This is a genomic window from Marinobacter sp. bablab_jr008, from assembly GCF_016464145.1.
Taxonomy (GTDB): domain Bacteria; phylum Pseudomonadota; class Gammaproteobacteria; order Pseudomonadales; family Oleiphilaceae; genus Marinobacter; species Marinobacter nauticus.
Genome location: NZ_JACDWW010000051.1, coordinates 55,985 through 78,173, shown reverse-complemented (window position 1 = coordinate 78,173; position 22,189 = coordinate 55,985). Strand labels below are relative to the sequence as shown.

22 protein-coding genes are annotated in these 22,189 nt (G+C 59.0%); 14 read left to right on the top strand and 8 right to left on the bottom strand.

The window, feature by feature from the left end; genetic code table 11:
• The first annotated feature begins 101 nt into the window (after positions 1-101).
• Genes JIF53_RS05805 through JIF53_RS05795 form a run of 3 tightly spaced genes read left to right on the top strand, consistent with a single transcriptional unit; the run spans position 102 to position 4,625 of the window.
• A complete protein-coding gene (locus JIF53_RS05805) occupies positions 102-3,650 on the top strand; it encodes a 7TM diverse intracellular signaling domain-containing protein (RefSeq protein WP_199452043.1) in 3,549 nt (1,182 codons plus the stop codon).
• Positions 3,640-4,185: a hypothetical protein gene (locus tag JIF53_RS05800; RefSeq protein WP_011783681.1), complete on the top strand. Its 546-nt coding sequence runs from the start codon at positions 3,640-3,642 to the stop codon at positions 4,183-4,185. The genes JIF53_RS05805 and JIF53_RS05800 overlap by 11 nt, the downstream gene beginning before the upstream one ends.
• Positions 4,186-4,211: 26 nt before the next feature.
• A complete protein-coding gene (locus tag JIF53_RS05795; protein WP_011783682.1) occupies positions 4,212-4,625 on the top strand; it encodes a response regulator in 414 nt (137 codons plus the stop codon).
• Positions 4,626-4,659: 34 nt separating this feature from the next.
• On the opposite strand, the gene JIF53_RS05790 is transcribed toward JIF53_RS05795, so the two are convergent.
• Positions 4,660-4,932 carry a hypothetical protein gene (locus JIF53_RS05790; RefSeq protein ID WP_031209774.1) on the bottom strand — a complete coding sequence of 91 codons (273 nt, stop codon included), beginning with the start codon at positions 4,930-4,932 and terminating at the stop codon, positions 4,660-4,662.
• Positions 4,933-5,484: 552 nt separating this feature from the next.
• Between JIF53_RS05790 and JIF53_RS05785 the strand changes: the two genes are divergently transcribed.
• A complete protein-coding gene (locus JIF53_RS05785) occupies positions 5,485-5,721 on the top strand; it encodes a hypothetical protein (protein ID WP_153739730.1) in 237 nt (78 codons plus the stop codon).
• On the opposite strand, the gene JIF53_RS05780 is transcribed toward JIF53_RS05785, so the two are convergent.
• Positions 5,690-6,202 (bottom strand): hypothetical protein, encoded by a 513-nt coding sequence (locus tag JIF53_RS05780; RefSeq protein WP_199452042.1) that lies wholly within the window; start codon positions 6,200-6,202, stop codon positions 5,690-5,692. The two genes, JIF53_RS05785 and JIF53_RS05780, sit on opposite strands and share 32 nt — an antisense overlap.
• Positions 6,203-6,354: 152 nt before the next feature.
• Here JIF53_RS05780 and queC point away from each other — a divergent pair, with 152 nt between their 5' ends.
• Both queC and queE read left to right on the top strand, forming a co-directional pair.
• Positions 6,355-7,020, top strand: a complete 666-nt coding sequence (queC, locus tag JIF53_RS05775) for a 7-cyano-7-deazaguanine synthase QueC (RefSeq protein WP_022991829.1) — start codon at positions 6,355-6,357, stop codon at positions 7,018-7,020.
• On the top strand, positions 7,020-7,676 hold the full coding sequence (gene queE / locus JIF53_RS05770; RefSeq protein ID WP_011783687.1) for a 7-carboxy-7-deazaguanine synthase: 657 nt from the start codon (positions 7,020-7,022) through the stop codon (positions 7,674-7,676). The genes queC and queE overlap by 1 nt, the downstream gene beginning before the upstream one ends.
• A gap of 1 nt (position 7,677) precedes the next feature.
• On the opposite strand, the gene JIF53_RS05765 is transcribed toward queE, so the two are convergent.
• From JIF53_RS05765 to JIF53_RS05750, 4 genes are all read right to left on the bottom strand, one after another.
• Positions 7,678-8,721: an AraC family transcriptional regulator gene (locus JIF53_RS05765; RefSeq protein ID WP_199452041.1), complete on the bottom strand. Its 1,044-nt coding sequence runs from the start codon at positions 8,719-8,721 to the stop codon at positions 7,678-7,680.
• A gap of 124 nt (positions 8,722-8,845) precedes the next feature.
• Positions 8,846-9,736: an alpha/beta fold hydrolase gene (locus JIF53_RS05760; RefSeq protein ID WP_199452040.1), complete on the bottom strand. Its 891-nt coding sequence runs from the start codon at positions 9,734-9,736 to the stop codon at positions 8,846-8,848.
• Between the two features lie 96 nt (positions 9,737-9,832).
• Positions 9,833-11,593, bottom strand: a complete 1,761-nt coding sequence (locus JIF53_RS05755; protein ID WP_023008083.1) for an ExeM/NucH family extracellular endonuclease — start codon at positions 11,591-11,593, stop codon at positions 9,833-9,835.
• Positions 11,594-11,602: 9 nt separating this feature from the next.
• On the bottom strand, positions 11,603-12,505 hold the full coding sequence (locus tag JIF53_RS05750; RefSeq protein WP_153739873.1) for a helix-turn-helix transcriptional regulator: 903 nt from the start codon (positions 12,503-12,505) through the stop codon (positions 11,603-11,605).
• A 245-nt stretch (positions 12,506-12,750) separates the two neighbouring features.
• Here JIF53_RS05750 and JIF53_RS05745 point away from each other — a divergent pair, with 245 nt between their 5' ends.
• From JIF53_RS05745 to JIF53_RS05710, 8 genes are all read left to right on the top strand, one after another.
• Positions 12,751-14,034, top strand: coding sequence for an MFS transporter (locus JIF53_RS05745; protein WP_023008081.1), 1,284 nt, complete (start codon positions 12,751-12,753; stop codon positions 14,032-14,034).
• Between the two features lie 162 nt (positions 14,035-14,196).
• Positions 14,197-14,622 carry a MarR family transcriptional regulator gene (locus JIF53_RS05740; RefSeq protein ID WP_011783693.1) on the top strand — a complete coding sequence of 142 codons (426 nt, stop codon included), beginning with the start codon at positions 14,197-14,199 and terminating at the stop codon, positions 14,620-14,622.
• A 3-nt stretch (positions 14,623-14,625) separates the two neighbouring features.
• Positions 14,626-16,017: a DHA2 family efflux MFS transporter permease subunit gene (locus JIF53_RS05735; protein ID WP_023008080.1), complete on the top strand. Its 1,392-nt coding sequence runs from the start codon at positions 14,626-14,628 to the stop codon at positions 16,015-16,017.
• Between the two features lie 230 nt (positions 16,018-16,247).
• Positions 16,248-16,817 carry a TMEM165/GDT1 family protein gene (locus tag JIF53_RS05730; RefSeq protein WP_199452039.1) on the top strand — a complete coding sequence of 190 codons (570 nt, stop codon included), beginning with the start codon at positions 16,248-16,250 and terminating at the stop codon, positions 16,815-16,817.
• A 52-nt stretch (positions 16,818-16,869) separates the two neighbouring features.
• The gene (locus JIF53_RS05725; RefSeq protein ID WP_199452038.1) at positions 16,870-17,919 is read left to right on the top strand and encodes a L,D-transpeptidase family protein; all 1,050 of its coding nucleotides are present in this window, start codon (positions 16,870-16,872) and stop codon (positions 17,917-17,919) included.
• A gap of 24 nt (positions 17,920-17,943) precedes the next feature.
• Positions 17,944-18,696, top strand: a complete 753-nt coding sequence (locus JIF53_RS05720; protein ID WP_199452037.1) for an SDR family oxidoreductase — start codon at positions 17,944-17,946, stop codon at positions 18,694-18,696.
• A 21-nt stretch (positions 18,697-18,717) separates the two neighbouring features.
• Positions 18,718-20,184 carry an NfeD family protein gene (locus tag JIF53_RS05715; RefSeq protein WP_199452036.1) on the top strand — a complete coding sequence of 489 codons (1,467 nt, stop codon included), beginning with the start codon at positions 18,718-18,720 and terminating at the stop codon, positions 20,182-20,184.
• A 27-nt stretch (positions 20,185-20,211) separates the two neighbouring features.
• Positions 20,212-21,000 (top strand): slipin family protein, encoded by a 789-nt coding sequence (locus tag JIF53_RS05710; RefSeq protein ID WP_153739735.1) that lies wholly within the window; start codon positions 20,212-20,214, stop codon positions 20,998-21,000.
• 65 nt (positions 21,001-21,065) lie between these two features.
• On the opposite strand, the gene JIF53_RS05705 is transcribed toward JIF53_RS05710, so the two are convergent.
• Positions 21,066-21,347, bottom strand: a complete 282-nt coding sequence (locus JIF53_RS05705) for an Lpp/OprI family alanine-zipper lipoprotein (RefSeq protein WP_011783700.1) — start codon at positions 21,345-21,347, stop codon at positions 21,066-21,068.
• Between the two features lie 212 nt (positions 21,348-21,559).
• A complete protein-coding gene (locus tag JIF53_RS05700) occupies positions 21,560-22,117 on the bottom strand; it encodes a L,D-transpeptidase family protein (protein WP_153739736.1) in 558 nt (185 codons plus the stop codon).
• Between the last annotated feature and the right edge of the window lie 72 nt (positions 22,118-22,189).

Below are 22,189 nucleotides of genomic sequence, written 5' to 3'. Positions count from 1 at the left end.
TTCAGGTGACCCCGGGGTGCGAAAAAGCGTGTGAACGGCTAAAGTGACGAGTGCTGACAATAAACGATAAAGCACGCAGCTACCCGCGCGGAGATCACATTTTGCAGCAACGGTTTGCCCATATCCCGGTGCGGACGGTGGTTCTGCTCCTGTTTCTGGCCGCTCTGGTTTTGCCATCTGTGGCGAAGGCCCAGAATGCCTGCCGGGATGGGCAGATCATGCTGGATCACAACACCGGTAGCATTCCGAATCTGGGCGAGTGCCTGTGGTACCTGGAAGATCCTGAGCAGTCACTGACGATTGATGAGGTTCGCGCCGTAGGCGAGGACACGCTGACCCGTCACCAGGGTGGAGTGCTTAACTTCGGTTATACCGGCTCGGCCTACTGGACCCGCTTCGACCTGAGCACCCGCCGTTTAACCTCGCGGTCGGACTGGATACTGGAGCTGGCGCTGCCACTGGTGGACGACGTTCGGCTGTATCTGGTTCGGGATGGGCAACTGGTGGAACAACGCCAGACCGGGTATCTGGACAGCTGGGACGAACGGGATCTGGCCGTGCCAAACCCGACCTTCCGGCTCAGATTGTCGCCAGACACCGTCACCACGGTTTTCCTGCGCATTACCAACACCAACACCTTCCGCCTGCCGATTACCCTCTGGCACCCGGACAATTACATAGAAAAGGTCTCCATCGACGAAGCCGTGCGCGGGCTGCTGCTGGGTGCCATCCTGGCTATCCTGGCTTACAACCTGTTTGTGGCGGTATCGGTGCGGGAGCGCAGCAACATCTACTACGTGCTCTACCTGGTATGTGCGGCGGTATTCATCGGTACCGAACAGGTGCACGGGGTTCAGTTGCTGGATAGCCGGCCAGCCTTGCTCAACAAGGAATACCTCCCTTTCCAGATTATCCTGACCTGGTTCTTTGGCCTGTTGATGGCCCGTTCGCTGCTGGAAACCCGGCAACGCTCGCCCGATCTGGATCATGTACTCCGGTTATGTCTGACCTCTGTCGTCACCACCTTTGGTTTGTCGTTTTTCATGCCCTATTCGGTGGCCATGGAATGGATTGTGGTCGGCTCGATTCTGCTCAGTATCATTCTGATTGTGGTCAGCTATCTGTCCTGGCGCTATTACAACCCGGCAGCACGCTCTTATTTCTTTGCCTGGACCCTGGCCCTGATCGGGTTTGGTATCTATGCGCTGACGGTGATGGGTTACCTGCCGCTGAATACCTTTACCAGCTATTCGCCACAGTTCGGCCTGACGGCCCAGATCATCCTGTTTTCCTTTGCCCTGGCTGACCGAATCAAGCAGGTTCAGGGCGAGGCCCTGGCCTGGAACCAGCGCGCTCTGGCGAACCTGAGGCGTTACCAGTCACTGTTTGATAACGCCATTGAGGGCGTGTTCCAGATGTCACCGGAACGGCGGTTTGTAACCGCCAACCCGGCCATGGCCGAGTTGCTGGGCTACAGCAGCAGCCGTGAGCTGCTGGCGCGTAATCCGGATGTGCTGGAAACCTGCATTGCCGATGAGCGGTTGCGGCGTCTGGTGGTCGAGCAACTGGAGGCCCGGGGTACGGTGAAGGGTATTGAAGCGCGTTACCTGACCCGTCAGGGCGAGGAACGCTGGGCCACCATTTCCCTGCACACGGTGTATGATGCCGAGGGCCTGCCCATGCATCTCGAAGGCACCTGTATTGACGCCACCGAGAGCCATCAGCGCCTGCAGATCGAGCGGGAGCGGGAGCAGGAGCGGCTGGAAAAAGAGCTGGCCCGGAATTCCGCTCAGGCCAAGAGCCAGTTCCTGGCCAATATGAGTCATGAAATCCGGACCCCGCTGGCGGCTATCATCGGCTATGGCGAAACCCTGCTGGACCCGGATCTGAACGAAACCGAGAAACGCAGCAGCGCTGAAACGGTGGTTCGCAGCGGGCGTCACCTGCTGGAGCTGGTGAACGATATCCTCGACCACTCAAAGATCGACGCCAACAAGCTGGATGTTGATGTGGTGCCGGTCAATCTGCCGGAGTTACTGGATGAAATCCGCGCCTTCTTCGCCCCCCGGGCCCGGGAAAAGGGCCTGGATTTCAGTATCATCTGCGATTATCCCCTGCCCGAGAAGATCCGGACCGATCCAACCCGTTACCGACAAATTATCATTAATTTGTGCGGAAATGCCCTGAAGTTCACGGAAAATGGGTCTATCTCCCTGATTATTCGCTGTGACCGGGGCGCCGAGAAGCTTTACGCCCGGGTGGTGGATACCGGGATTGGCATGAAGCCTGAACAGCTGGACCGTCTGTTTGACCCCTTTGCCCAGGGCAGCACCGCAATTTCCCGCCAGTATGGCGGCACGGGGCTCGGCCTCAGTATATCCCGGAGGCTGGCGGAACTGCTGGGCGGCGATATCCGGGTGTCCAGCACCTATGGTGAAGGCAGTGAATTTGAAGTGTGCATCAGCACCGGTGAACTCGCGCAGGTTCATTTCCTGCGGGATGCCTCGGAATTCAGCCAGCGGCGCCGGGCCATTGCCATGGTCATGGCGCCCCGGTTGTCGGGCCGCATCCTCTGTGCCGAGGATAACGATGTAAACCGCCGGCTGGTGTCGTTGCTGGTGGGGCGCACCGGTGCCGAGCTGGTGCATGTCAGTAATGGCGCGGAAGCCCTGGAGCGCGCCACCCGCGAGCACTTCGATCTGATTCTGATGGACATCCAGATGCCGGTGATGAATGGCCGGGATGCCACCCTGGCGTTGCGGGAAGCAGGTGTTAACACCCCGGTGGTTGCGCTTACGGCCAATGTCATGGCCGAGGATATCGCTGAATATCGTCTGGCGGGATGCAATGATCACCTGGCCAAACCCATCGACAAGCAGCGCTTTTACGAGGTATTGGCCCGTTACCTGGCGTTGTCGGCGGAAACGGCGGTGGGTTCGGGTCACCGGTACAGCGGTAAGGTGCTGGTGGCCGAAGACAACGATGATAACCGTGGGCTGGTGGAGCGGATGCTCCGCCGCACCGGCGCAGAGCCCTTGCTGGTGACCAATGGGGAAGAGGCGGTTCGCCGGGCCCTGTCGGAAACCGTGAAACTGGTGCTTATGGATCGCCACATGCCCGGCATGGACGGCGTTGCGGCCACCCTGCTTTTGCGCCAGGCGGGCTTCCGGCGGCCGATCATTGCCTTTACCGCTGGTGATCAGGCAGAGAATGAAGCCTTGCTGGAGGCCGGTTGCGACGGGGTGCTGAACAAGCCCATTGACCATGCCCACCTGCAGGCCCTGCTGGATCGCTATCTGCCGGTGGAACAATGGGTCGGCGAGGCGGTTGACGATGACATTGGTCCGCTGGTGAACCGTTTCCTGGATGGCCTGGCTGAGCGAAAGCGGCGCATGGAAGCCGCACTGGCCCAGGGACAGTTGCAGCAATTGCAGTCCGAGAGCCATCAGATCAAGGGCACCGCCGGTGCCATGGGCTATCCGTTGATGACAGAACAGGCAGGGATACTTGAGCGATGTGTACGCTCAAGCCCCGGAGAGAGGGGGATGATTCGACAGGAACTGACCACCCTGAACGCCATGATTGACCGGGCCCTTGAGGGCCACCAGAGGTCGTCGAAAACCACAAAGGAACAGGCCAATGAGCGATAACCAAAAACAGGAACATTATTCCCTGAGCATGATGTATGGCACATACGCCGACATACTGTTCGTACTGTTTCCGTTTCTTGTCATTGCCATGCAGCGGCTCTGGGATGGCAACCTGTACCAGTCCCTGATGCGGCCCGACCTGAGTATTGCTGCGGCGATTCTGGCCGGCCTGGCTATCGGCAAATTTGTGCTGGGGTTGGTGACCAATCGCGATCTGGGGCGCTACAAAGAGCGGATTGTGTTTTTTATTGCCCTGACGCTGTTCGTGGTCCTTGGGCCGGCCATCATCCTGATCCTGAGTATGACCGGGAACGCGGAGATTCCGGGCTTTGTGGCCTTTGTGCAGCCGGTACTGCTGATTGTCTCCATTTCCCTCTATACAACGGCAGTCAGCATTGCCAATATTCTCACCCGGGTGACCGCGCCACCGTCCGTCGGTGACCATGGCGGGCCCACCGGTGATGAACCGGTTGATGTCCGCCCCGGGCCCGCACCTCTGGACTTGCCGCGCCGAACCGGCAACGATACCTACTGAGCCAGGGCACAGAACAGGAGAGTGTAATGAGTGATCTCAGAGTACTGGTGGTCGAAGATGAGCCGGTGATGCGGGAGCGTCTGGTCGACATGCTTTACAAAGCCGGTGCTACCAGCGTGTCTGAATGTGCGGACGCTGCGTCTGCCAGGGCGGCGTTCGAGGCCAGTGAGTTCCAGATCATTCTGCTGGATCTGGGACTGCCGGATGGTAACGGTCACGAACTGATGACCCGTTTCAAACAGGTTCGGGAGAACCAGCATATTGTGCTGGTCACGGCAGACGATTCCATTGAGAGTATTCAACGTGCCATCAGTGCCGGCGCCAATGGCTATGTAGTGAAGCCCTATTCCCAGGAAAAGATTTACGATGTGGTGAACAACTACGCCATGGTCCATGGCGGTGATCTGTCGATGATGGATGGGCTGAACCGGCATCATTGACCGGTCCAGCCTGCGGTCGTGACGGCAAGCCTGATCAGGCTACCTGGCGGGCAATCCAGGAGTTGTAGCGGGTCGCAAGAGCCCGGACATATCGGGCTTCGGCGCCGTCCAGATTGCTGAGTACGCCTTTGAAAATCCAGCCCCGCTCGTACAGACCCAGCACCCGCTGCTCGTCATCCAGGTTGACTCGCTGATTGAGTTTCTTGCAGATTGCATCCAGCAGCGGCAGCTTCTCCGGGCGCTTGATCGGAGCCTGACGATTGGCCATGGGCTGGTTCGCTGCACGTGATGTCGGATGTCTTCTCATGATGTTCTCCTTGTCGTTTTGCGGCTGCAAAAACAGAAAACCCCGGAGCCTCACAGGCAACCGGGGTCTGGCGGAGAAGCTGCCCCGGTTGCCGCAACGGCTCCCGGGACTGACCGAAAGCCGTTAGCTGTCTTTCACCATGGCACGCACGGCCTGCCCAATCTGGCAACCGGCGGCTGAGTATACGGTGTGCTTTGAAATCATCCTGGTCATATCGGCTCTGTGGATTCGGTTCAGTCATCAGTGTATAGGCAATTGGACGGTTTGCAATAGCCCAGCTCATTCGGCAAACCCGTACAGACGCACCGGCGGGAAATCCTCATACTTCTCCCTGTCACGTGTTTTTACGTTGTGCAATCCGCGGTACCTGCCTGGCAGGTATCGAATGGATCTCTCCTTTCTACGCAGCCCGATGGGCTGCGTTTTTTTTTGCCATCTCGGTAAGTTCGTAGCCACTACTTCGTACAGCCATTTATGGCGGCTTTGGCGATAATTCAACCACTCAATACATCCAGTTATCCAATTGATATCCAGAGGTTGAAACCGAAGAAAATGCCCGAAGAACCCGGACCTGCCCGTAACAAGTTCCGTTCTGATTTTATTGTCGAGATTGCCCTGATTGTAGCGGTTGCCGTTTATCTGGTGATGGCGCAGGGGCAAGTGGTGGGTGAGAACCTGTCCTTTACGCTTACTGGTGCCGCGCTGATGGCACTGGCCACCTACTGGACACTCCATACCATCCGAGATGGCCTGGAAGTTATTGCACTGCGGCTTCGCCCCGGCAAATAACCCGTTCCCAGGTTTTGTGCAGGATGAGTGCATCGTTGGCTGCCCGATGCACGGGCAGCCCGAGTTCGGCAATCACCTGCTGGCGGATGCCTGACCAGTGGCGTACCTGGCCCGGGTCGAGCAGCATGGAAATGGATTCCAGTTGAAACGCCGGCACCTCGCCGGCGGCCCGAAACAGCCGATGTAGCCAGAAGCTGTCGAAGGTCCAGGCGTCACAGAATACCTGCTCCGGCAACAGCTGGTTCAATTGCCGGGCCACCTCGCTAACCGCCATGCCTTCCTGCAACAGCCGTTGCCGTGAAATACCGTGAATGGTCTCCGCGCTTTCAGACCAGTCCTGCCAGAGCACATGGGGCTGAATCAGCCAGCTGTGCAGTGCCCCGTCGGGCATGCAGATGCCTACCTCAATCGGGTAGCTGGCGATCAGGTCGAGGCTGGACGCCTCAAAGTCAATAAAGGCCGGGCTGAAGTCTGAGCTCATTGAATCGGTGCTGGTGCTTTGTCGTTTTCTTTCGAGTTTACCCCTGATCTTGCCAGGACGCGAACCCAACTCGGTTTGTCACTGTTACAATATGGCCACGCTTTGTAAAAGCCCGATGACACACCCTTCTGAAAAACTGGTGCTGACCCCTCATGACTGACTCCGTTGTCGTTATCTATTCCGGTGGTATGGATTCTTTCACACTGTTGCACCTGGCCCGCGCCAGGGGGCTCAAGGTACATGCCCTGTCCTTCAACTATGGCCAGCGCCACGTGCGGGAACTGGATGTGGCCGCCGATGTTTGCCGGGCTGAAGGTATCCCCCACAAAGTGATTGATATCCGTGCTATGAGTGAGGTGATGTCCGGCTCTTCTCTGACGTCCGACATCGAAGTGCCTGAAGGCCATTATGAAGAAGACACCATGAAAGCCACGGTTGTGCCCAATCGCAACATGATCCTGTTATCGCTGGCGACCGGGTATGCGGTGACTACCGGGGCGGGCGCGGTCTGGTATGGAGCCCATGGCGGGGACCACGCCATTTACCCGGATTGCCGGCCGGAGTTTGTTGAAAAAATGGATGCTGTGTGCCGGGTGGCCAACTACGAGCCCGTGGGCATTGAGGCACCCTTTATGGCCATGGACAAGGGCCAGATCCTGGCTGAAGGGCTCAAGCTGGGCCTCGATTACAGCCAGACCTGGACCTGCTACAACGGCCGCGACAAGGCGTGCGGACGTTGTGGTTCCTGCGTCGAGCGGCTGGAGGCCTTTGCCGCCAACGGCGTCACCGATCCACTGACCTACGAGCGTCTTGCCTGATGTACCGCGTCAAGGAAGCCTTTTACACTCTCCAGGGTGAGGGCGCCCAGGCTGGACGCGCGGCGGTGTTCTGCCGGTTCAGCAAATGCAATCTCTGGACGGGGCGTGAGAAAGACCGGGCGAATGCGGTGTGCAATTTCTGCGATACAGATTTTGTCGGTACCGATGGCCAGAATGGCGGCCGCTTCGACACCCCGGAGGCCCTGGCCGCCCATATCCGGTCACTGTGGCCCGATGCTCCTGGCCGGCCCTATGTGGTCTGTACCGGTGGTGAGCCTCTGCTGCAACTGGATGAGCCTTTGATCAGGGCCTTTCACCGGGCCGGGTTTGAGGTTGGGGTTGAAACCAATGGCACATTGCCTGCGCCCGAAGGTATCGACTGGCTGTGTGTCAGCCCGAAAGCCGATGCCGAGGTGGTCATTGCCGAGTGTGATGAGCTGAAGCTGGTCTACCCGCAGCCGCTGGCGCCACCGGAGCGATTTCTGCACATCCGGGCGAGGCATTACTTCCTGTCACCCATGGCCTCACCGTCTGTGCCGGAGGGTGGGCCGGATGCCATCAAGCAAAGCAATACCCGCAAAGCCACGGACTACTGCCTGGCGCATCCGCAATGGCGGTTAACCTTGCAGATGCACAAGATTCTGGGCATCGACTGAGTCAGGCGGTTTCCGCGGTCTGCAGTTCCCGGTTGCGAAAGTGGCTGGGGCTCAGCCCCGTCCAGCGTTTGAACGCCCGGGTAAAATTGGCGGCGTCGGCATAGCCCAGGCTGTCGGCAATCTGGCTCAGATTCATGGTGGTGCTGGCCAGCAGATCCCGCGCGCGCTCCAGGCGCACCTGGTCCACCAGGGCCTGGAAGCTGGCTTCTTCTTCCTGCAGCCGGCGTTTCAGGGTGCGCTCTGAAACATACAGGGTGGAGGCCACCCGGGCCAGTTTTGGCGGAAACGGGTGGCTGGTTTCGATCACCCGTCGAACACGGCAGGCAAACCCGGCATCTTCTTTTAACTGTTTCAGTGCCGTTTCGCATTGTTCCCGCGAACTGACCGCCAACTGATCGTTACTGAACTGCACCGGCAGATTGAGCTGGCGGGCAGGAATCAACAGAGCATCTTCACTGGCACCATAGTCCACCGGCACCCCGATGGAGCGTCGGAACCGGTGAAAGTGATTGGGTTCCGGGCCGCGGCGCAAAACCTGCGTTCCGGGCACCGGGCTGCCAGTGAGTTGTGCCCCCATGGAAACGCAGCCGAACAGCACAGCATCCAGAACGAATCCCTGCAATGGGCCCAGCTCGATATCGCATTTGACCGCGTACCAGACATTGCTGCCTGCGACTCGCTTCTCTACCTTCAGATGCGGTGCCCGCAAGGTGAGATAACGGGTCATCAGCTCCAGAGCCTCGGCCAGCGTGCGGCTGCTCATGACAGCGGTACCCAGTGCACCGTGCAGGGGCAGCTTGAGTTCCCTTGCTAGCAGAATGCCAAGCCCCGGCTCACCACTTTCAATGATGGCCCGGGTCACAAACTCGCTGGCCTGGGCCTGGCTGACCCGAAGTTCGGTGGAATTGAGCCGGGTGGGATCCAGCCCGACTCTCAGAATCAGGTCCCGCTCATCAACACCAATGGTATGAAGCAGCTCGGCCAGGGTATGCAGGTAGATGGCCGGCATGCCCAGATCCTGAGAATTGGAAACAGAGGCGCGCATGATGTTCCTCGTCAGCGTGTGTTGTTGTTATGTAAGGGAGCTCGTTGGAACCGATTATGGCGCTTTGCACGGTTGAGCCCCATGACTTCGCTGACGGGTCAATGGGCCAGAGAGGCCAATTGCTTTATCTCGCCTGTCGTTGAACAAACTCCTGCAACACCCTGGCGGATTGGCCCGGGCGTTCCAGCATGGGCAGGTGGCCGACACCCGGGAACACGTGAACTTCAGCATTGGGTGTGGCGGTACGAAACCAGTCTACGCAACGGGTTGGTGTGATCACGTCGCGATCACCCCATTGCACTTGCAGGGGTGGAGTGTCTGGGCCAAGAAATCGCGCGGGCGCCAGGGCATCGGCCAGCATATCGTTGAAAATGTGCCGCAGCGACGCTTGCCGTTTGAGCAGGTCAGGCCCCAGCAGACCGGTCATGGCCAGTCCGGGTACCGTGGGCTTGCCATTCCCGACGCTGTTGAACATGCGGTAAACGCCGGCCCAGTCGCCAGGAATAAGAATGGCATCGCGATCAGACTTGAAGGGCGCGTTGATATCCACATCCGGGTGTTCCGGGATGCCGGCGCTATTGAGCAGTGTGACCGAGCGGGGTGGCTGGTTCAGCTTATGGGCGAGGATTGCGGCAATGGCACCGCCCATGGAACTGCCCGCCAGATGCAGGTTGTCGCCCGGGTATTCAGACAGCCAATCCCTCAGCCGCTCTGCCTGGCGTTCGTAGCGATAGCTGGCCGCCGGCTGATACTGGCTTTCGCCCAGCCCCGGCAGGTCCGGAATCAGCAGATGCCAGTCCGAAGGCAGCTTCTGCATCCAGAGCGCCCAGTTCTCCTTCATGGAGGCAAAGCCATGGATAAGCACCAGGGTCGGACGCCCCGGACCGGGCCGGCCGCGTTCCAGAAAAATCATGCGATGACCGTCCACACCGGCTTCCCGGCGTTTGGCTCTGAGTAGCCAGCGTTGTCCGGTTCGGGCTATGGGCCAGAGATCGGGTACAGGGATCGATGCCACGGGCACACCTCATTACTGTGAATGCCTTGTCAGTTTAACGCGGCACGAGCCGTGCGCTATTGCCCGGCTGCCGGACTCCGGAGGCGGTGCAGCAAGTCAGCGGGTGGGGCTGAGGTTCAGATCGGTCAGCACGGGATTGTGGTCAGACGATCGCCACGGGCCCGACTGATCCGGGGTCTGATGGTAGCTCAGCGCCCGGGGCTCATCGGCGTTGATGTTCCAGGTTTGCGCCCGCTCAACCCAAGGCATCAGTGCCGGGCTGGCAAGCGCGTAATCAAGGGTACCTTTCTGGCCCTGGTACCGGTAGGTATAGTGCTCGCACTGCATTGGCAAGCAAGGGTGATACTGGTGTACCAGGCTGGTGAAACCGGCTTCCTGGAACTGTTCGACCGGCGCCTCGCGGGCATAGCTATTGAGATCGCCAGTGATCAGTACGGGTGTGGTTTCGGGATCTCCGGCCAGTGCCTGGAGCCAGATCACGATAGCGTTGGCGCTGAGGGTCCGCTGCCGGTTGTAGCAGCCCTGCCCGTCGCCCTGATCCTGTTCTCGGGCCGCTGCATGCCGGCAGGATTTTGATTTCAGATGTGGTACCACCACCCAGAACGTCAGCTCGCTTCCCCGGGCACGGAATGCCTGGGCGAGTGGCGGGCGGGACGCGCCTGGAAGTTCGCCTGGTCCGGGCCTGTAAGCCGGGCTAGTGGGGCGGACCCGGGATTCCCGATACAGCAAGGCAGTGCGGATGGCATCGTTGCCGTCCCTGCCCGGCGTCTGTACGACTGCCCAATCAGCGCCGAGCGTCCGGGCCAGGCCAGCCGCCGCACTGTCTGGGCCGTAGCCGTCATTTTCCAGTTCGGTCACGGCAAGGATGTCGGGGTGCGCGTCCTGGATGGTTCGGGCGAGTTTACGGTTCTGGGTCTGAAACTGCTCGAGCGATGATGCGCCCCGTGGCGTGGGAAAGCCCTTGCCCTGCCCGTCGCCATTGAAGTAGTTCTGCAGGTTCAGGGTCATGATCCGGATACTGTCCGTTGATTTGGTCGGCGCTTGTGGTCTGGGGTTACGGGCCTGGAAACGTGGTACAGCGCCCGGTTGAACCCGCCACTGGCCAAAGCGGTAATCCAGTACGCCCTCCAGTTCTGACACGATATCGCCGGCCCGAACGGTATCGCGTTCTGATAGCCAGGGCACCGGCGTCGGGTTTTGCTTGCCCAGGCCATCGTCCAGGGTTATCCGTTGCGCCAGGTTTTGCTGTTCCAGTGTGCGGGCAGCCGGACCTGGCGCTAACTGTTCTGTGGCAATCACCTGATCGCTGGCCGCCAATGCCAGCTCGCCGTACCTGGCCAGGTTGTAGTTATCGATGACCGTCAGGGGCTCATCGAAACGCACCCGCATGTTTTCCAGGCTTTCGGGTGGTTGCGACCAGGGTAGCGATACGTTGATCAGCGCTGGCAGGGATGCCTGGCCGCATACTGAAAGGTTGTGCACCGGTGCCAGTTCGGTCAGGCCGTGAAACTCCTTGACAGTGCCGGTAACCCGCACCCGCTGACCCACGCTGCCACCGGCTTTGCGGGTATAGACAAACAGTGCTTCGGAGGTGGCTGGATTGTCATCGGTCTGGTGATCGGCCTGCTGCAGATAGAAGCCGGAAAAGCCGCCAGGTTTTCGGGCATCCAGTACAAGGATGCCTTCTACGGTCACGGTTTGGCCGATCAGTGGGGATTGGTTGCCGGTGCCCTGTACCTGATGGATGGGCGTGGCGGAAGCTCCACAGCGGTTATCGGCTTGCGCCTGGAGTGGCGTCGCCGATAACACAAGCCCGAGGCAAAGAAGGGCAGTAAAGGTCTGGAGCGGTCTGGTCACGGGGCCAGTCTAGCAGAGACCGGCCACCGCCTTGAGTGCCCGCTCGCGTTTGCTGCCAAAACCGAGCTGGTCCGGGTTGGCCAGTTCGAGCTGCTGAACCAATGGGTCTGGATGGCTGTTTTCGTAGGTGATGCCCAGTCGGGACAGCACATAGGGCGCCAGGGCGGCTCGGGTTTCGATGTGCAGCAGGCCATTGGTCATGCCGTAGTCGCGGGCGATGATCTTTTGCTGGGCTTCGGTCAGACGCTGGTCCGGGGTGATCTCCAGTGTCACCTGCCGCTGCCAGTCGTCATCCTGCTGGGCGTTGTGCCGGGCTTTCTGGCGCAGGGCCTCAATACGGCCGTGGAAGCGGCTCAGGGCGAAATCCCGGAATTCCCGGTTGGCGCTGCACCAGGCCCGAATGTGCCAGCTGTTGCCGGCACTGACCAGAGCGTGGGGTTCCAGCACACTCTCGGCGGCTTCCGGGCGGCTCAGTGATACGTAGCTCGCCTTCAGCTGGCGATGATAACGGGTGGCGGTCACCACGGCCCGCATAACTTCCGGGTCTATATGCCGGGCCGCCTCCGGGATGACGGCGTTGCCGGGCAGGCCCAGTTCAAGATCGGAGAAGGTATCACTCAGATTCTGCTGGCGGGCCAGAAGATCCTGATACTCGGATACGGCGCCCCGGGTGACCACCGGCTTGAAATTGGCAGAGGGGACATAGCCTTTCAGGTGCCGGTCGTAGACCAGATTGCCGGGAGCCAGTTCACGAAGATAAGTATTGATGTCCTTGGAAGCCTGCTGTCGACCGATACCAAAGCTGTGACAGATATGGTTGGTGGTCAGTCGACCCTCCCACAGGGCGATAATCTCGATCAGGCGATAGCGAAGCAGTAAATCCCAACGAATGGGCCAGTCCGTTTTCTTCATAGCCAGGCGCTCACGGTCCAGTAGATTGCATGGCAAATATGTTACCTGCTCCCGCCAATCGGGTCTGTTACGACCCATTAATGTAAAACATTGTCAAACGGCCTGCCAGTGCGGGCTCGGGGTCTCGGCAACTCCCTAGTGGCGCGGCTATAAAGAGGTTGGTTAAATGCTCGCCAGCAGACAATCTATAATGTTGTTATCTTTTCTTTTTGTTACCCACTGTAATCGCGACAGGCAGAATTCCGATGACCCGAATGGTTGCGTCTTTATCAGCGCTGATACTCAGTATTGTCCTTCTGGTCAGTGGCAACGCCTTTCTGATGACTCTGTTGGGCATTCGCCTGAGTATTGAAGAGATTTCGCCAGATGTGATCGGCTGGGTGCTGGTGTGTTACTCCATCGGTTTTGTGCTTGGCACCTTGTATGTGCACAAGATTATTGGCCGGGTGGGTCACATCCGTGCCTTTGCGGTGTTCGCAGCCATGGCGGCGGTCACCGCACTGATGTATCCGATGGCTATTTCCATGGTGTTCTGGGCCGTGCTGCGGGTGCTGTCCGGGTTCAGTATTGCCGGGGTGCTGGTGGTCATTGAGAGCTGGTTTTCCAGTCGGGCCACCAACGCTAATCGCGGCGCACTCTTCGCGGTCTATCAGATTGTCTTCTATCTTTCGGCCGCCGGCGGCCAGTTGATCGTCAATGTCGGTGACCCGGCCAACTTCCTGCCGTTCTCGCTGGCGGCCATGTTGTTGACGCTGGCATTGATTCCGTTGTCTTTGACCCGGATGGAGGCGCCGGTTATTGAACAGGCCAGTCGCATGTCGGTGTTCAAGCTGGCGCGGGAGTCGTTTTCGGGCGTTGCCGGGGCGCTGATCTGTGGGGTGATGATCGGTGGCTTCTATGCCCTTGGGCCGGTTTACGCCACGCTGGTTGGCCTGGATGTGGCGCGCACCTCTACCTTTATGGCCAGCGCGATTGTGGCGGCCATGCTTCTGGCCTGGCCGCTGGGACGGCTGTGCGACCGCTTTGACCGGCGCAGGGTCATGTTCTGGGTGGCGATGGCCGCCTCGGCTTCCGCGGGCGGTGTCGCGGTGTTCGGTGCGAGCAACCTGGCGTTGTTGACCTTGTTGGTGGGGTTGTTTACCGGCCTTTCGGCCACCATCTATCCAATCGCAGTGGCGATCACCAACGACCGTATGGACAGCAACCGGATAGTCTCCGCCAGTGCGACCTTGCTGCTGAGCTATGGTATTGGCAGTGTCATCGGCCCTATTGCCATGGCCAAGCTGATCAGCCTGTTGGGTCCGGCCGGTCTGTTCTATGGCAATGCCGGTTTCCTGCTGGTATTGGCGGTGATTACCAGCTACCGCATCAGCCACACCGAAGATGTTCCGGTGGACGAGCAGGAGCATTTCGTTCCGGCCATGCCGGAAACCTCACCGGTGCTGACCGAGATGGATCCCCGGAACACCGAGTTTCACGAATCACCGGAAGTGGAAGAAATGCAGGAGGAGCTGCGTCAGGCCGGTTGACGCAGCTTTCGGTTTTCCCCAATTATATTTTTGTCTTCACATCTGTTTTTATTTCAATGGTTAGCTTACTATTGGTGAATTTCCAATAAGGTAAGTCTTTTGTCGGTTTTCGGGGTGGCGTTTGCTTGTCCCATGCCGGATCACCATCAGGAGTAATGAACCATGAGAGATCAGTTTCCGTTTGCCGTTGCCCGGGTAACCCGCCGCTGGCGCAAAATGCTCGATGAACGCCTGAAAGATCTGGGTGTTACCCAGGCGCGTTGGAGCACCATGGTGTATCTGCAGCAAGGTGGTGAAGGCCTGACCCAGCGCGAACTGGCCAGCCTGATGGCCATTGAAAACCCGACCCTGGTACGTTTGCTGGACAGTCTTGAGCAACAGGGGCTGATTGAGCGCCGCCCATGCCCCAACGATCGTCGCGCCCGTCGCCTTCACCTGACCAAGGCCGGTGTCGAGTTCATGGATGAGTTGTCCGAGCGCGCGGCCACGCTCCGAGAGGAGATGCTTGACGGCATTTCCGACAAAGACATTGAGGCATCGCTCAAGGTTTTCCACAAGATCATGGAAAACGCCGAGAAGCAGAAGTGAGTCTTGGCTGATCAATCCGTAGAGGGCCTGCGGGCCCGATATGGTGACCGCTGGCGCTGGCTGGCGGTGCTTACCGTGGTGCTCGGCACCATGGCCACGGTGCTCAGTGCCACGGTGGTCAACGTTGCCCTGCACGATATCATGGTGGAGTTCGGTATCCGCCAGGGCCAGGTTCACTGGCTGGCGACCGGTTTCATTGCCGCCATGACCACCACCATGCTGGCTTCGGCGTGGCTGCTGGACCGCTTCGGTGTCCGCAAGACCCTCAGTGCCGCCATGGCCATGTTCACGCTGATTTCCCTCGCCGGTGGCTTGGCGCCCACGCCAGAATTGTTGATTGCCGCCCGGATTGGGCAAGGGGCCATGGCCGGGTTGATGCAGCCCATGGGCATGTATCTGGTGTTCCGGATTTTTCCGGCGGACCAGCGCGGCCGCGCCATGGGCATCTATGGCATGGGTGTGATTCTCGCGCCGGCTCTGGGCCCGGTCCTCGGTGGTTTTCTGGTGGATCAGTTCCACTGGCGCTGGGTGATGTTTGCCCCGGCTCCGGTCACCCTGCTGGGTGTGTGGATGGCCTTGCGCTTTCTGCCGTCACCACGGTCCCGTCCGGCTCCCTACATGTTCGATCTGTCCGGTATGGTTCTGCTGGGGGCCGCGGTTGCTGTCACCCTGGAAACGCTTAACCGTCTGCAGGACTGGCCCGGAGACTCTGTGCGTATTGCCTGGCAGGGCGCGTTGGCTGCGATTCTGATTATTGGATTTATCGTACGTGAACGTCGTGCCGCCCATCCGCTTGTCCGATTGGCGTTACTGCGAGAGCCGGTGTTTCTGTACGCAACCCTGGGCGCCATGGCACTGGGTCTGGCGCTGTTCGGCTCTACCTATCTGATCCCGTTATTTGTGCAGACTTCGCTGGGCTTCTCGGCCACAGAAGCGGGCTTGCTGATGTTACCCGCAGGCGTCGTACTGGGCATGGTGTTCCCCGTCGCCGGCCGGCTTGCCGACAAACGCAGTGCCCGTGGGCTGGTGTTGTTTGGCATTGCCATGTTTGCCTGTTCGGCGGTGTTGTTTGCCGCTACCGGGGCGCTGGTCGGGTTTGTCTGGCTGGCATTGTGGGCAGTTGTGGGCCGAATCGGTATAGGCTTTATGTTGCCGGCGCTGTCGACGGGAGCTCTGAACCCGCTCGCGCCGGAACAGCTGGGTGCAGGTTCCAGTACGATCAATTTCGCCCGTCAGCTGGGTGGTGCGCTCGGAGTGAATATCGTTGCCCTCACCATCGAGTTCGGCGAACACGAAGGCGGGCTGCCAACCGTTTCAGCCTTTGCCTCGGCCTGGTGGCTGGTTGCGGTATGCGTGGCGCTGGCGGCGGTGCCGATCTGGAAAATGCGGGCCTGAGGCCGGGAGTTGCCTTGTTTGCCGCTATTCATTACTATGGCCGCACCTTCGGGGGAGTAGCCTCTGCACCGGTGATCCGGGGCAGACGGTGGTCAACATACTTGCAGCTCAATCTGCATGGCCATCGTGTTCCTGAACAGGAATTGGCAAGACCTGAGGCAGATCACCTCCAATGGGCGGAAGGTGGGCTGTCTCATGTCTGAATTGTCTCCGCCCTGAGGTTCTGCTGAATGGATGCTTTTCTCGCTTCGACGCTTGCCGTTGCCATCGCTGAAATTGGCGATAAAACCCAGCTGTTGTCTCTCTTTCTGGTTGCCAGATACGCCAAGCGTACCCCTATCATCCTCGGGATTCTGATTGCTACCGTACTCAACCATGCCCTGTCTGCCTGGCTGGGCGCCTGGGTTGCGCAATGGATTCCGGAAGCCTGGCTGCCCTGGATCCTGGCGGTCAGCTTTGTCGCCATTGCCCTGTGGCTGTTGATTCCAGACAAGGATGATTCGGAGGACTCGAAATTCCTGGGTATGGGTGCCTTTATGGCCACCACCATCATGTTCTTCCTGGCGGAAATTGGCGACAAAACCCAGATTGCTACGGTGGTTCTGGCGGCAAGGTATACCGAGACATTCTGGGTTATCATCGGTACAACCGTCGGTATGCTGTTGGCCAATGTGCCGGTTATCATGGCGGGTCGCTGGCTGATGGAACGCCTGCCTCTGGCCATGGCACGAATCAGCGCGAGTATTCTGTTTGTGGCCCTGGCCGGGGTAACGGTCTGGGCCACGGTAATGAACTCCTGAGCCGGGCGCCGGTCACTGAGAGTGAGAAATGCTGTTACGGAAACCTAATGTTATGCAGTGGAAAAGCTGGTTGCTTGTTGTCTTCGGTGTCAGTCTGCTGTGGCCGTTTTCTGCGGTGCAGGCCGCCCGGGAGGTAAGCGAGCCGCAAGCATCAGAACAGGCGCCGGACCGGTCCCCGCGGGTTCCTACGTTCCGGCCTGACGGTGACCTGGCCGGAGAGCTGCAGGTGTTCAATACCGTGTATGAAGACACTTTTGCCGGTATTGGCAACAAATTGGCCTTAGGGTACCTGGAACTGGTGAAGGCAAACCCCGGCATTGACCCCTGGTTGCCGGGCGAAGGCACCATGATCACTCTGCCCCGCATGTATGTGTTGCCCGATGTTGAGCGCGAGGGCATCGTGATTAATCTGGCTGAATACCGGCTGTATTACTTTACACCTGATGGCGGGGTGCAGGTGTACCCGGTTGGTGTGGGCACTGAGGAAAACCCGTCGCCGCTGACCAATGCCAAAGTAACCATGCCACTGGAGTCCCCGGCCTGGTACCCGCCAGCGAGCATTCGTGCCGAATATGAGGCGTCGGGAGACTATCTGCCGAAAATGATCCCGCCAGGCCCGGGCAATCCCCTGGGTACCCATGCCCTCATGCTGAGCGAGAAAGGCTACCTCATTCACGGCACCAACAAACAGTTCGGTGTCGGTATGCCGGTCAGTCACGGCTGTTTCCGCATGTACAACGAAGATATTTCACGGTTTGTCTATCAGGTGGAGAAAGGCACGCCGGTTCAGGTGATTCGTGAGCCGGTCAAGATCGGTATGTCCGGTGGTGAGGTGTGGCTGGAAGTGCATCGGCCCCATGAGGACTATTCGGCCCGCGACCGGGAGCGCCTGTGGGCTCAGGTATTTGAAAAAGTTGAGAGCTTCCGCCAGCAGCATCCGGATGTGGATCTTCGCCGCCGTTCCATTGAGCTGGCGGTGGATCAGGCCGATGGTCTGCCCACCATGGTCGGCGAAAAGCTGACCCGGATGGCATCCGAGGACTCGGTTGAACCCGCAGAATCCGAGAAACAGGGCAAGCCGGAACAGACCCTGTATTTCTAGTCCCCCCGGTAAAGGAACACCGCAATGAGCAGGAGCATTCTGATCACCGGCGCCAGTTCTGGCCTTGGCGAGGGCATGGCCCGAGAGTTTGCCGCCCGCGGAGATAACCTGGCGCTCTGCGCCCGAAGAACTGAGCGGCTCGAGGTGCTGAAAGCGGAGCTTGAACAGCAGTACCCGGGTATCTGGATTCAGGTGATGGCACTGGATGTGAATGATCATGTTCAGGTGCAGGAGGTGTTCCGGGCTTTTCAGGCGCACTTTGGAGCACTGGACCGGATTATCGTGAATGCGGGTATCGGTAAGGGCCAGCCACTCGGAACCGGGAGCTTTGATGCTAACCGGCAGACCGCAGAAACCAACTTTGTCGCCGCCCTCGCCCAGATTGAAGCGGCGATGGAAATTTTCAGGGAACAGAACCGGGGCCACCTGGTGGCCGTATCATCGGTAACGGCAGTGCGCGGTATGCCGGGCAACGTTACCACCTATGCCGCCACCAAGGCCGGGTTGGCAGCACTCTGTGAAGGACTGCGCATCGAGTTGAAAAAACGCCGGTCCCCGATCCGTGTGACTACCCTGTATCCGGGCTATATTCGCACTGAAATCAATGAGAAGGTGAAAAACACACCGTTCATCGTCGACGCACAAACCGGCTGTCGTGCTATGGTGAAAGCCATAGAAGCCGGAAAAGCCGAGCATTTTGTGCCCGCCTGGCCCTGGGCCCCGATCGGTTTTGTGCTAAGGCGGTTACCGGAGTCGGTTCTGGCAAAGCTGTTCTGATCACTCCCGTGGGAGGTTGAGATGCGTGCAAGCCACTTCAGGACATCGACACTCACCCCCAGAGTAAAGCTCTGGGCGCTGGTGTTTGTAGCCGGAGCCTTGCTGGCCCTGTTCAGTCTTTCCCTGAAAGTCTTTGCGCAACAGGAATCGCCCCGTCAGGCCCTGGTGCTTTCGGTTGAAGGAGCGATTGGCCCGGCCACCATGGATTATGTGACCCGGGGTATTCGCCGGGCGGAGCGGGAAAGCGCCGGCCTGGTGGTGATTGAAATGGACACCCCGGGCGGTTTGATGGATTCCATGCGGGAAATCATCAAGACCATCCTTGCTTCCGATGTGCCGGTGGCGACCTACGTTTCACCCCAGGGTGCCCGGGCGGCCAGTGCTGGTACCTATATCCTCTACGGCAGCCACATTGCCGCCATGGCTCCGGCCACCAACCTTGGCTCAGCCACACCCGTGCAAATGGGTGGCCTGCCCGGCTCCACAGAACCTGAGTCCCCTTCTGAATCCGCCCCTGAAGAATCTTCGGAGGACACCGACCAGAGCGAATCGGCCGACAAACGTCGTGGCGACACTGCTATGGAGCGCAAGGTACTGGAAGATGCCGTGAGCTACATCCGCGGCCTGGCCGAGCGCCATGGCCGTAATGCCGACTGGGCGGAAGAGGCGGTTCGGGAGGCGGTCAATCTCGGGGCTACCGAAGCCCTTGAGCGTAACGTGGTGGACGTGGTGGTGCCGAACCTCCGGGCGTTGTTAAGCGAAATTGATGGTCGCACTGTGCGCATGGCCGCCGGTGATCGGGTACTGGAAACCGCGCAACTGGAATTGGTGCGGGCCGAGCCGGACTGGCGCACCAAACTGCTGTCGGTGATTACTGACCCGAATGTGGCCTATTTCCTGATGATCATCGGTTTTTACGGCATTCTTTTCGAACTGGCCAATCCCGGCGCCGTAGTGCCTGGGGTGATTGGCGCAATCAGTCTGATTCTGGCCCTGTTCGCCTTCCAGGTATTGTCGGTGAATTACGCGGGCCTGGCGCTGATCCTGTTGGGGCTGGCCTTCATTGTCGGCGAGGCGTTTGTGCCCAGTTTCGGCATCCTCGGCATCGGTGGCATCGTGGCGTTTGTCACTGGCTCCGTCATCCTGATGGACGGCAGCCATCAGGACATTTCGCTGCCCACGATTGGTGGCACGGCGGTGGTGGCTGGGGGCTTTATTCTTTGGACCGTTACCCGGTTCATCGGTCTTCGGCGGCGCCACCCGGTCTCGGGTAGTGAGCAGCTGGTCCACGAACACGGTGTGGCACTGGATGATTTTGTCCCCACGTATGATGCCTACGCGGGCCATGTACGGGTCAGCGGCGAACGCTGGAACGCCCGGAGTCAGGAGGCCATTGCCGCCCGATCGCAAGTGCGGGTAAATGGTATGGACGGCCTGACCCTGCTGGTGGAGCCCGGCACCGACGAACCGGCAGAGCGCACAGATTAAACATCAACGGCAAATCAAGGAGGCCGTATGAATCTCGGTGACATTATTCCCTATATTGCACCGACGGTGGTGCTGCTGCTGATCCTGGGGTCAGCAATCAAGATCCTGCCGGAATACGAGCGTGGCGTGGTCTTTTTTCTGGGTCGGTTCCAGGGTGTGAAAGGCCCGGGCCTGATCATCGTCATTCCCGGTATCCAGCAGATTGTGCGAGTTGACCTTCGGGTGATCACCCTGGATGTCCCCAGCCAGGACGTGATCTCCAAAGACAACGTTACCGTGCGGGTAAATGCGGTGCTGTACTTCCGGGTGGTGGATCCGGAAAAAGCCATTATCCGGGTTGAAGATTATGGTGCCGCTACCAGCCAGTTGGCCCAGACAACACTGCGATCTGTACTGGGCAAGCACGACCTGGACGAGATGTTATCCGAACGGGACAAGCTGAACGCCGACATTCAGGAGATCATTGATGCCCAGACCGAAGAATGGGGTATCAAGGTGGCGAATGTGGAAATCAAGCATGTGGATCTGAACGAATCCATGATCCGCGCCATCGCCCGTCAGGCGGAAGCCGAGCGGGAGCGCCGGGCCAAGGTTATCCACGCTGAAGGCGAGCTTCAGGCGTCGAAGAAACTGGTGGAGGCAGCAGAAGTCATGTCGGCGAACTCGGGGGCTATGCAGTTGCGTTATCTGCAGACCTTGGCGGATATGAGCAACACCAACTCATCGACCATTGTTTTCCCACTGCCGATGGATATGATCAAGAACTTCCTGGACAACCAGTCGGCTAACAAAGGGCCGGACAAACCAGACCAGTAAAGCCGGGGGGGCAGACAGCCACAAAAAAGGCCGGATTAACCGGCCTTTTTTGCTAGCTGACAGCCTTACTTCTGGCTGGCACGCTCGAGCATACGCTTGGCGCGCTCGTTTGCTTCGTCAGCAGCTTTCTGGGCAGCACGGGCTGCAGCCAGAGCTTCTTCAGCAGTCTGCTGGGCAGTGCGTGCACTGCTGGCGGCGCTGTTAGCTGTGTTCAGGGCGTTGTTGGCAGTCTGCTCAGCGGAGCTGGCAGTTGCATTTGCTTCGTCGATAGCAGCTTGTTCAGTAGTGGCACAACCTGCAGTCAGAGCAGTAGCCAGTGCAAACCCGGCGATCGTCAGTTTACGCATTGTAAATCCCCTTATTGGTCGTTTTATTTCCTGTGATCCGGAAGCCGGTCAGACAGCTCCCTTCTGCTAGGCCCGATAGGCAGTGACTACCGGAGTCGTTAAACAGTGTAAAACACTCAGAGACAAAATGTTAACTAAGGATACGTAAATTTTCTTAGCTTATGACAACAACTTAATCCGGCTTTCATGGCGTTGTCACCAAGCAGAACGAATCACGGAACGATGCGGATGGGGGTTCCATTCTGGACCAGTTGCCAGATTTCATCCATGGCTTCGTTGCTCACTGCAATGCAGCCATTGGTCCAGTCCAGCCCGGTGTAGGCAAAGGCCATGTCGCCGGCATTGTTGGGCAGGCCATGGATCATGATGCTGCCGCCGGGATCAAGACCCCAGGCTTCAGCCAGTTCCCGGTCGCGGGGGCTGGGGTAGGAAATGTGGATGGATTTATAGAAGTCGCTGCTGGCATTGCGCCAGTCCAGTACATAGTCACCCTCGGGTGTGCGTTCATCCCCCTCGTACAGCTTGTGGCCGACGGGATTGTCGCCGAGGGAGATCCGGTACTGGCGTACGGTTTCATCACCGCTGAGCAGGTAAAGGCGACGTTCTCCTTTGTTGACCAGTACCTGGGTAATCTCCAGCAGGCCTTCCATTAACGCCGGTTCCGGTGGGCTCGGCATCATGCGGGTGTCGGCCCGGGCCAGAAGCTCAGAGGTTGACGCCATCAGAGGGGAGGCAATCAGGGCGATGGTCAGTAGAACTCGAACAATCATGAAACTCGCACAAATCGGTAAATGGTTAAACTTTGTTCATGCTGTTTATACCATAGCCTGGTAACGGGGTGA

Bases quoted from the DNA above. Each gene is read 5' to 3' on its own strand.
- JIF53_RS05750 (WP_153739873.1), bottom strand. From the start codon at position 12,505: ATGAAGAAAACGGACTGGCCCATTCGTTGGGATTTACTGCTTCGCTAT.
- JIF53_RS05705 (WP_011783700.1), bottom strand. From the start codon at position 21,347: ATGCGTAAACTGACGATCGCCGGGTTTGCACTGGCTACTGCTCTGACT.
- JIF53_RS05795 (WP_011783682.1), top strand. From the start codon at position 4,212: ATGAGTGATCTCAGAGTACTGGTGGTCGAAGATGAGCCGGTGATGCGG.
- JIF53_RS05740 (WP_011783693.1), top strand. From the start codon at position 14,197: ATGAGAGATCAGTTTCCGTTTGCCGTTGCCCGGGTAACCCGCCGCTGG.
- JIF53_RS05745 (WP_023008081.1), top strand. From the start codon at position 12,751: ATGACCCGAATGGTTGCGTCTTTATCAGCGCTGATACTCAGTATTGTC.
- JIF53_RS05790 (WP_031209774.1), bottom strand. From the start codon at position 4,932: ATGAGAAGACATCCGACATCACGTGCAGCGAACCAGCCCATGGCCAAT.
- JIF53_RS05780 (WP_199452042.1), bottom strand. From the start codon at position 6,202: ATGAGCTCAGACTTCAGCCCGGCCTTTATTGACTTTGAGGCGTCCAGC.
- JIF53_RS05765 (WP_199452041.1), bottom strand. From the start codon at position 8,721: ATGCGCGCCTCTGTTTCCAATTCTCAGGATCTGGGCATGCCGGCCATC.
- JIF53_RS05715 (WP_199452036.1), top strand. From the start codon at position 18,718: ATGCGTGCAAGCCACTTCAGGACATCGACACTCACCCCCAGAGTAAAG.
- JIF53_RS05800 (WP_011783681.1), top strand. From the start codon at position 3,640: ATGAGCGATAACCAAAAACAGGAACATTATTCCCTGAGCATGATGTAT.
- JIF53_RS05730 (WP_199452039.1), top strand. From the start codon at position 16,248: ATGGATGCTTTTCTCGCTTCGACGCTTGCCGTTGCCATCGCTGAAATT.
- JIF53_RS05710 (WP_153739735.1), top strand. From the start codon at position 20,212: ATGAATCTCGGTGACATTATTCCCTATATTGCACCGACGGTGGTGCTG.
- JIF53_RS05700 (WP_153739736.1), bottom strand. From the start codon at position 22,117: ATGATTGTTCGAGTTCTACTGACCATCGCCCTGATTGCCTCCCCTCTG.
- queC (WP_022991829.1), top strand. From the start codon at position 6,355: ATGACTGACTCCGTTGTCGTTATCTATTCCGGTGGTATGGATTCTTTC.
- JIF53_RS05785 (WP_153739730.1), top strand. From the start codon at position 5,485: ATGCCCGAAGAACCCGGACCTGCCCGTAACAAGTTCCGTTCTGATTTT.
- queE (WP_011783687.1), top strand. From the start codon at position 7,020: ATGTACCGCGTCAAGGAAGCCTTTTACACTCTCCAGGGTGAGGGCGCC.
- JIF53_RS05725 (WP_199452038.1), top strand. From the start codon at position 16,870: ATGCAGTGGAAAAGCTGGTTGCTTGTTGTCTTCGGTGTCAGTCTGCTG.
- JIF53_RS05720 (WP_199452037.1), top strand. From the start codon at position 17,944: ATGAGCAGGAGCATTCTGATCACCGGCGCCAGTTCTGGCCTTGGCGAG.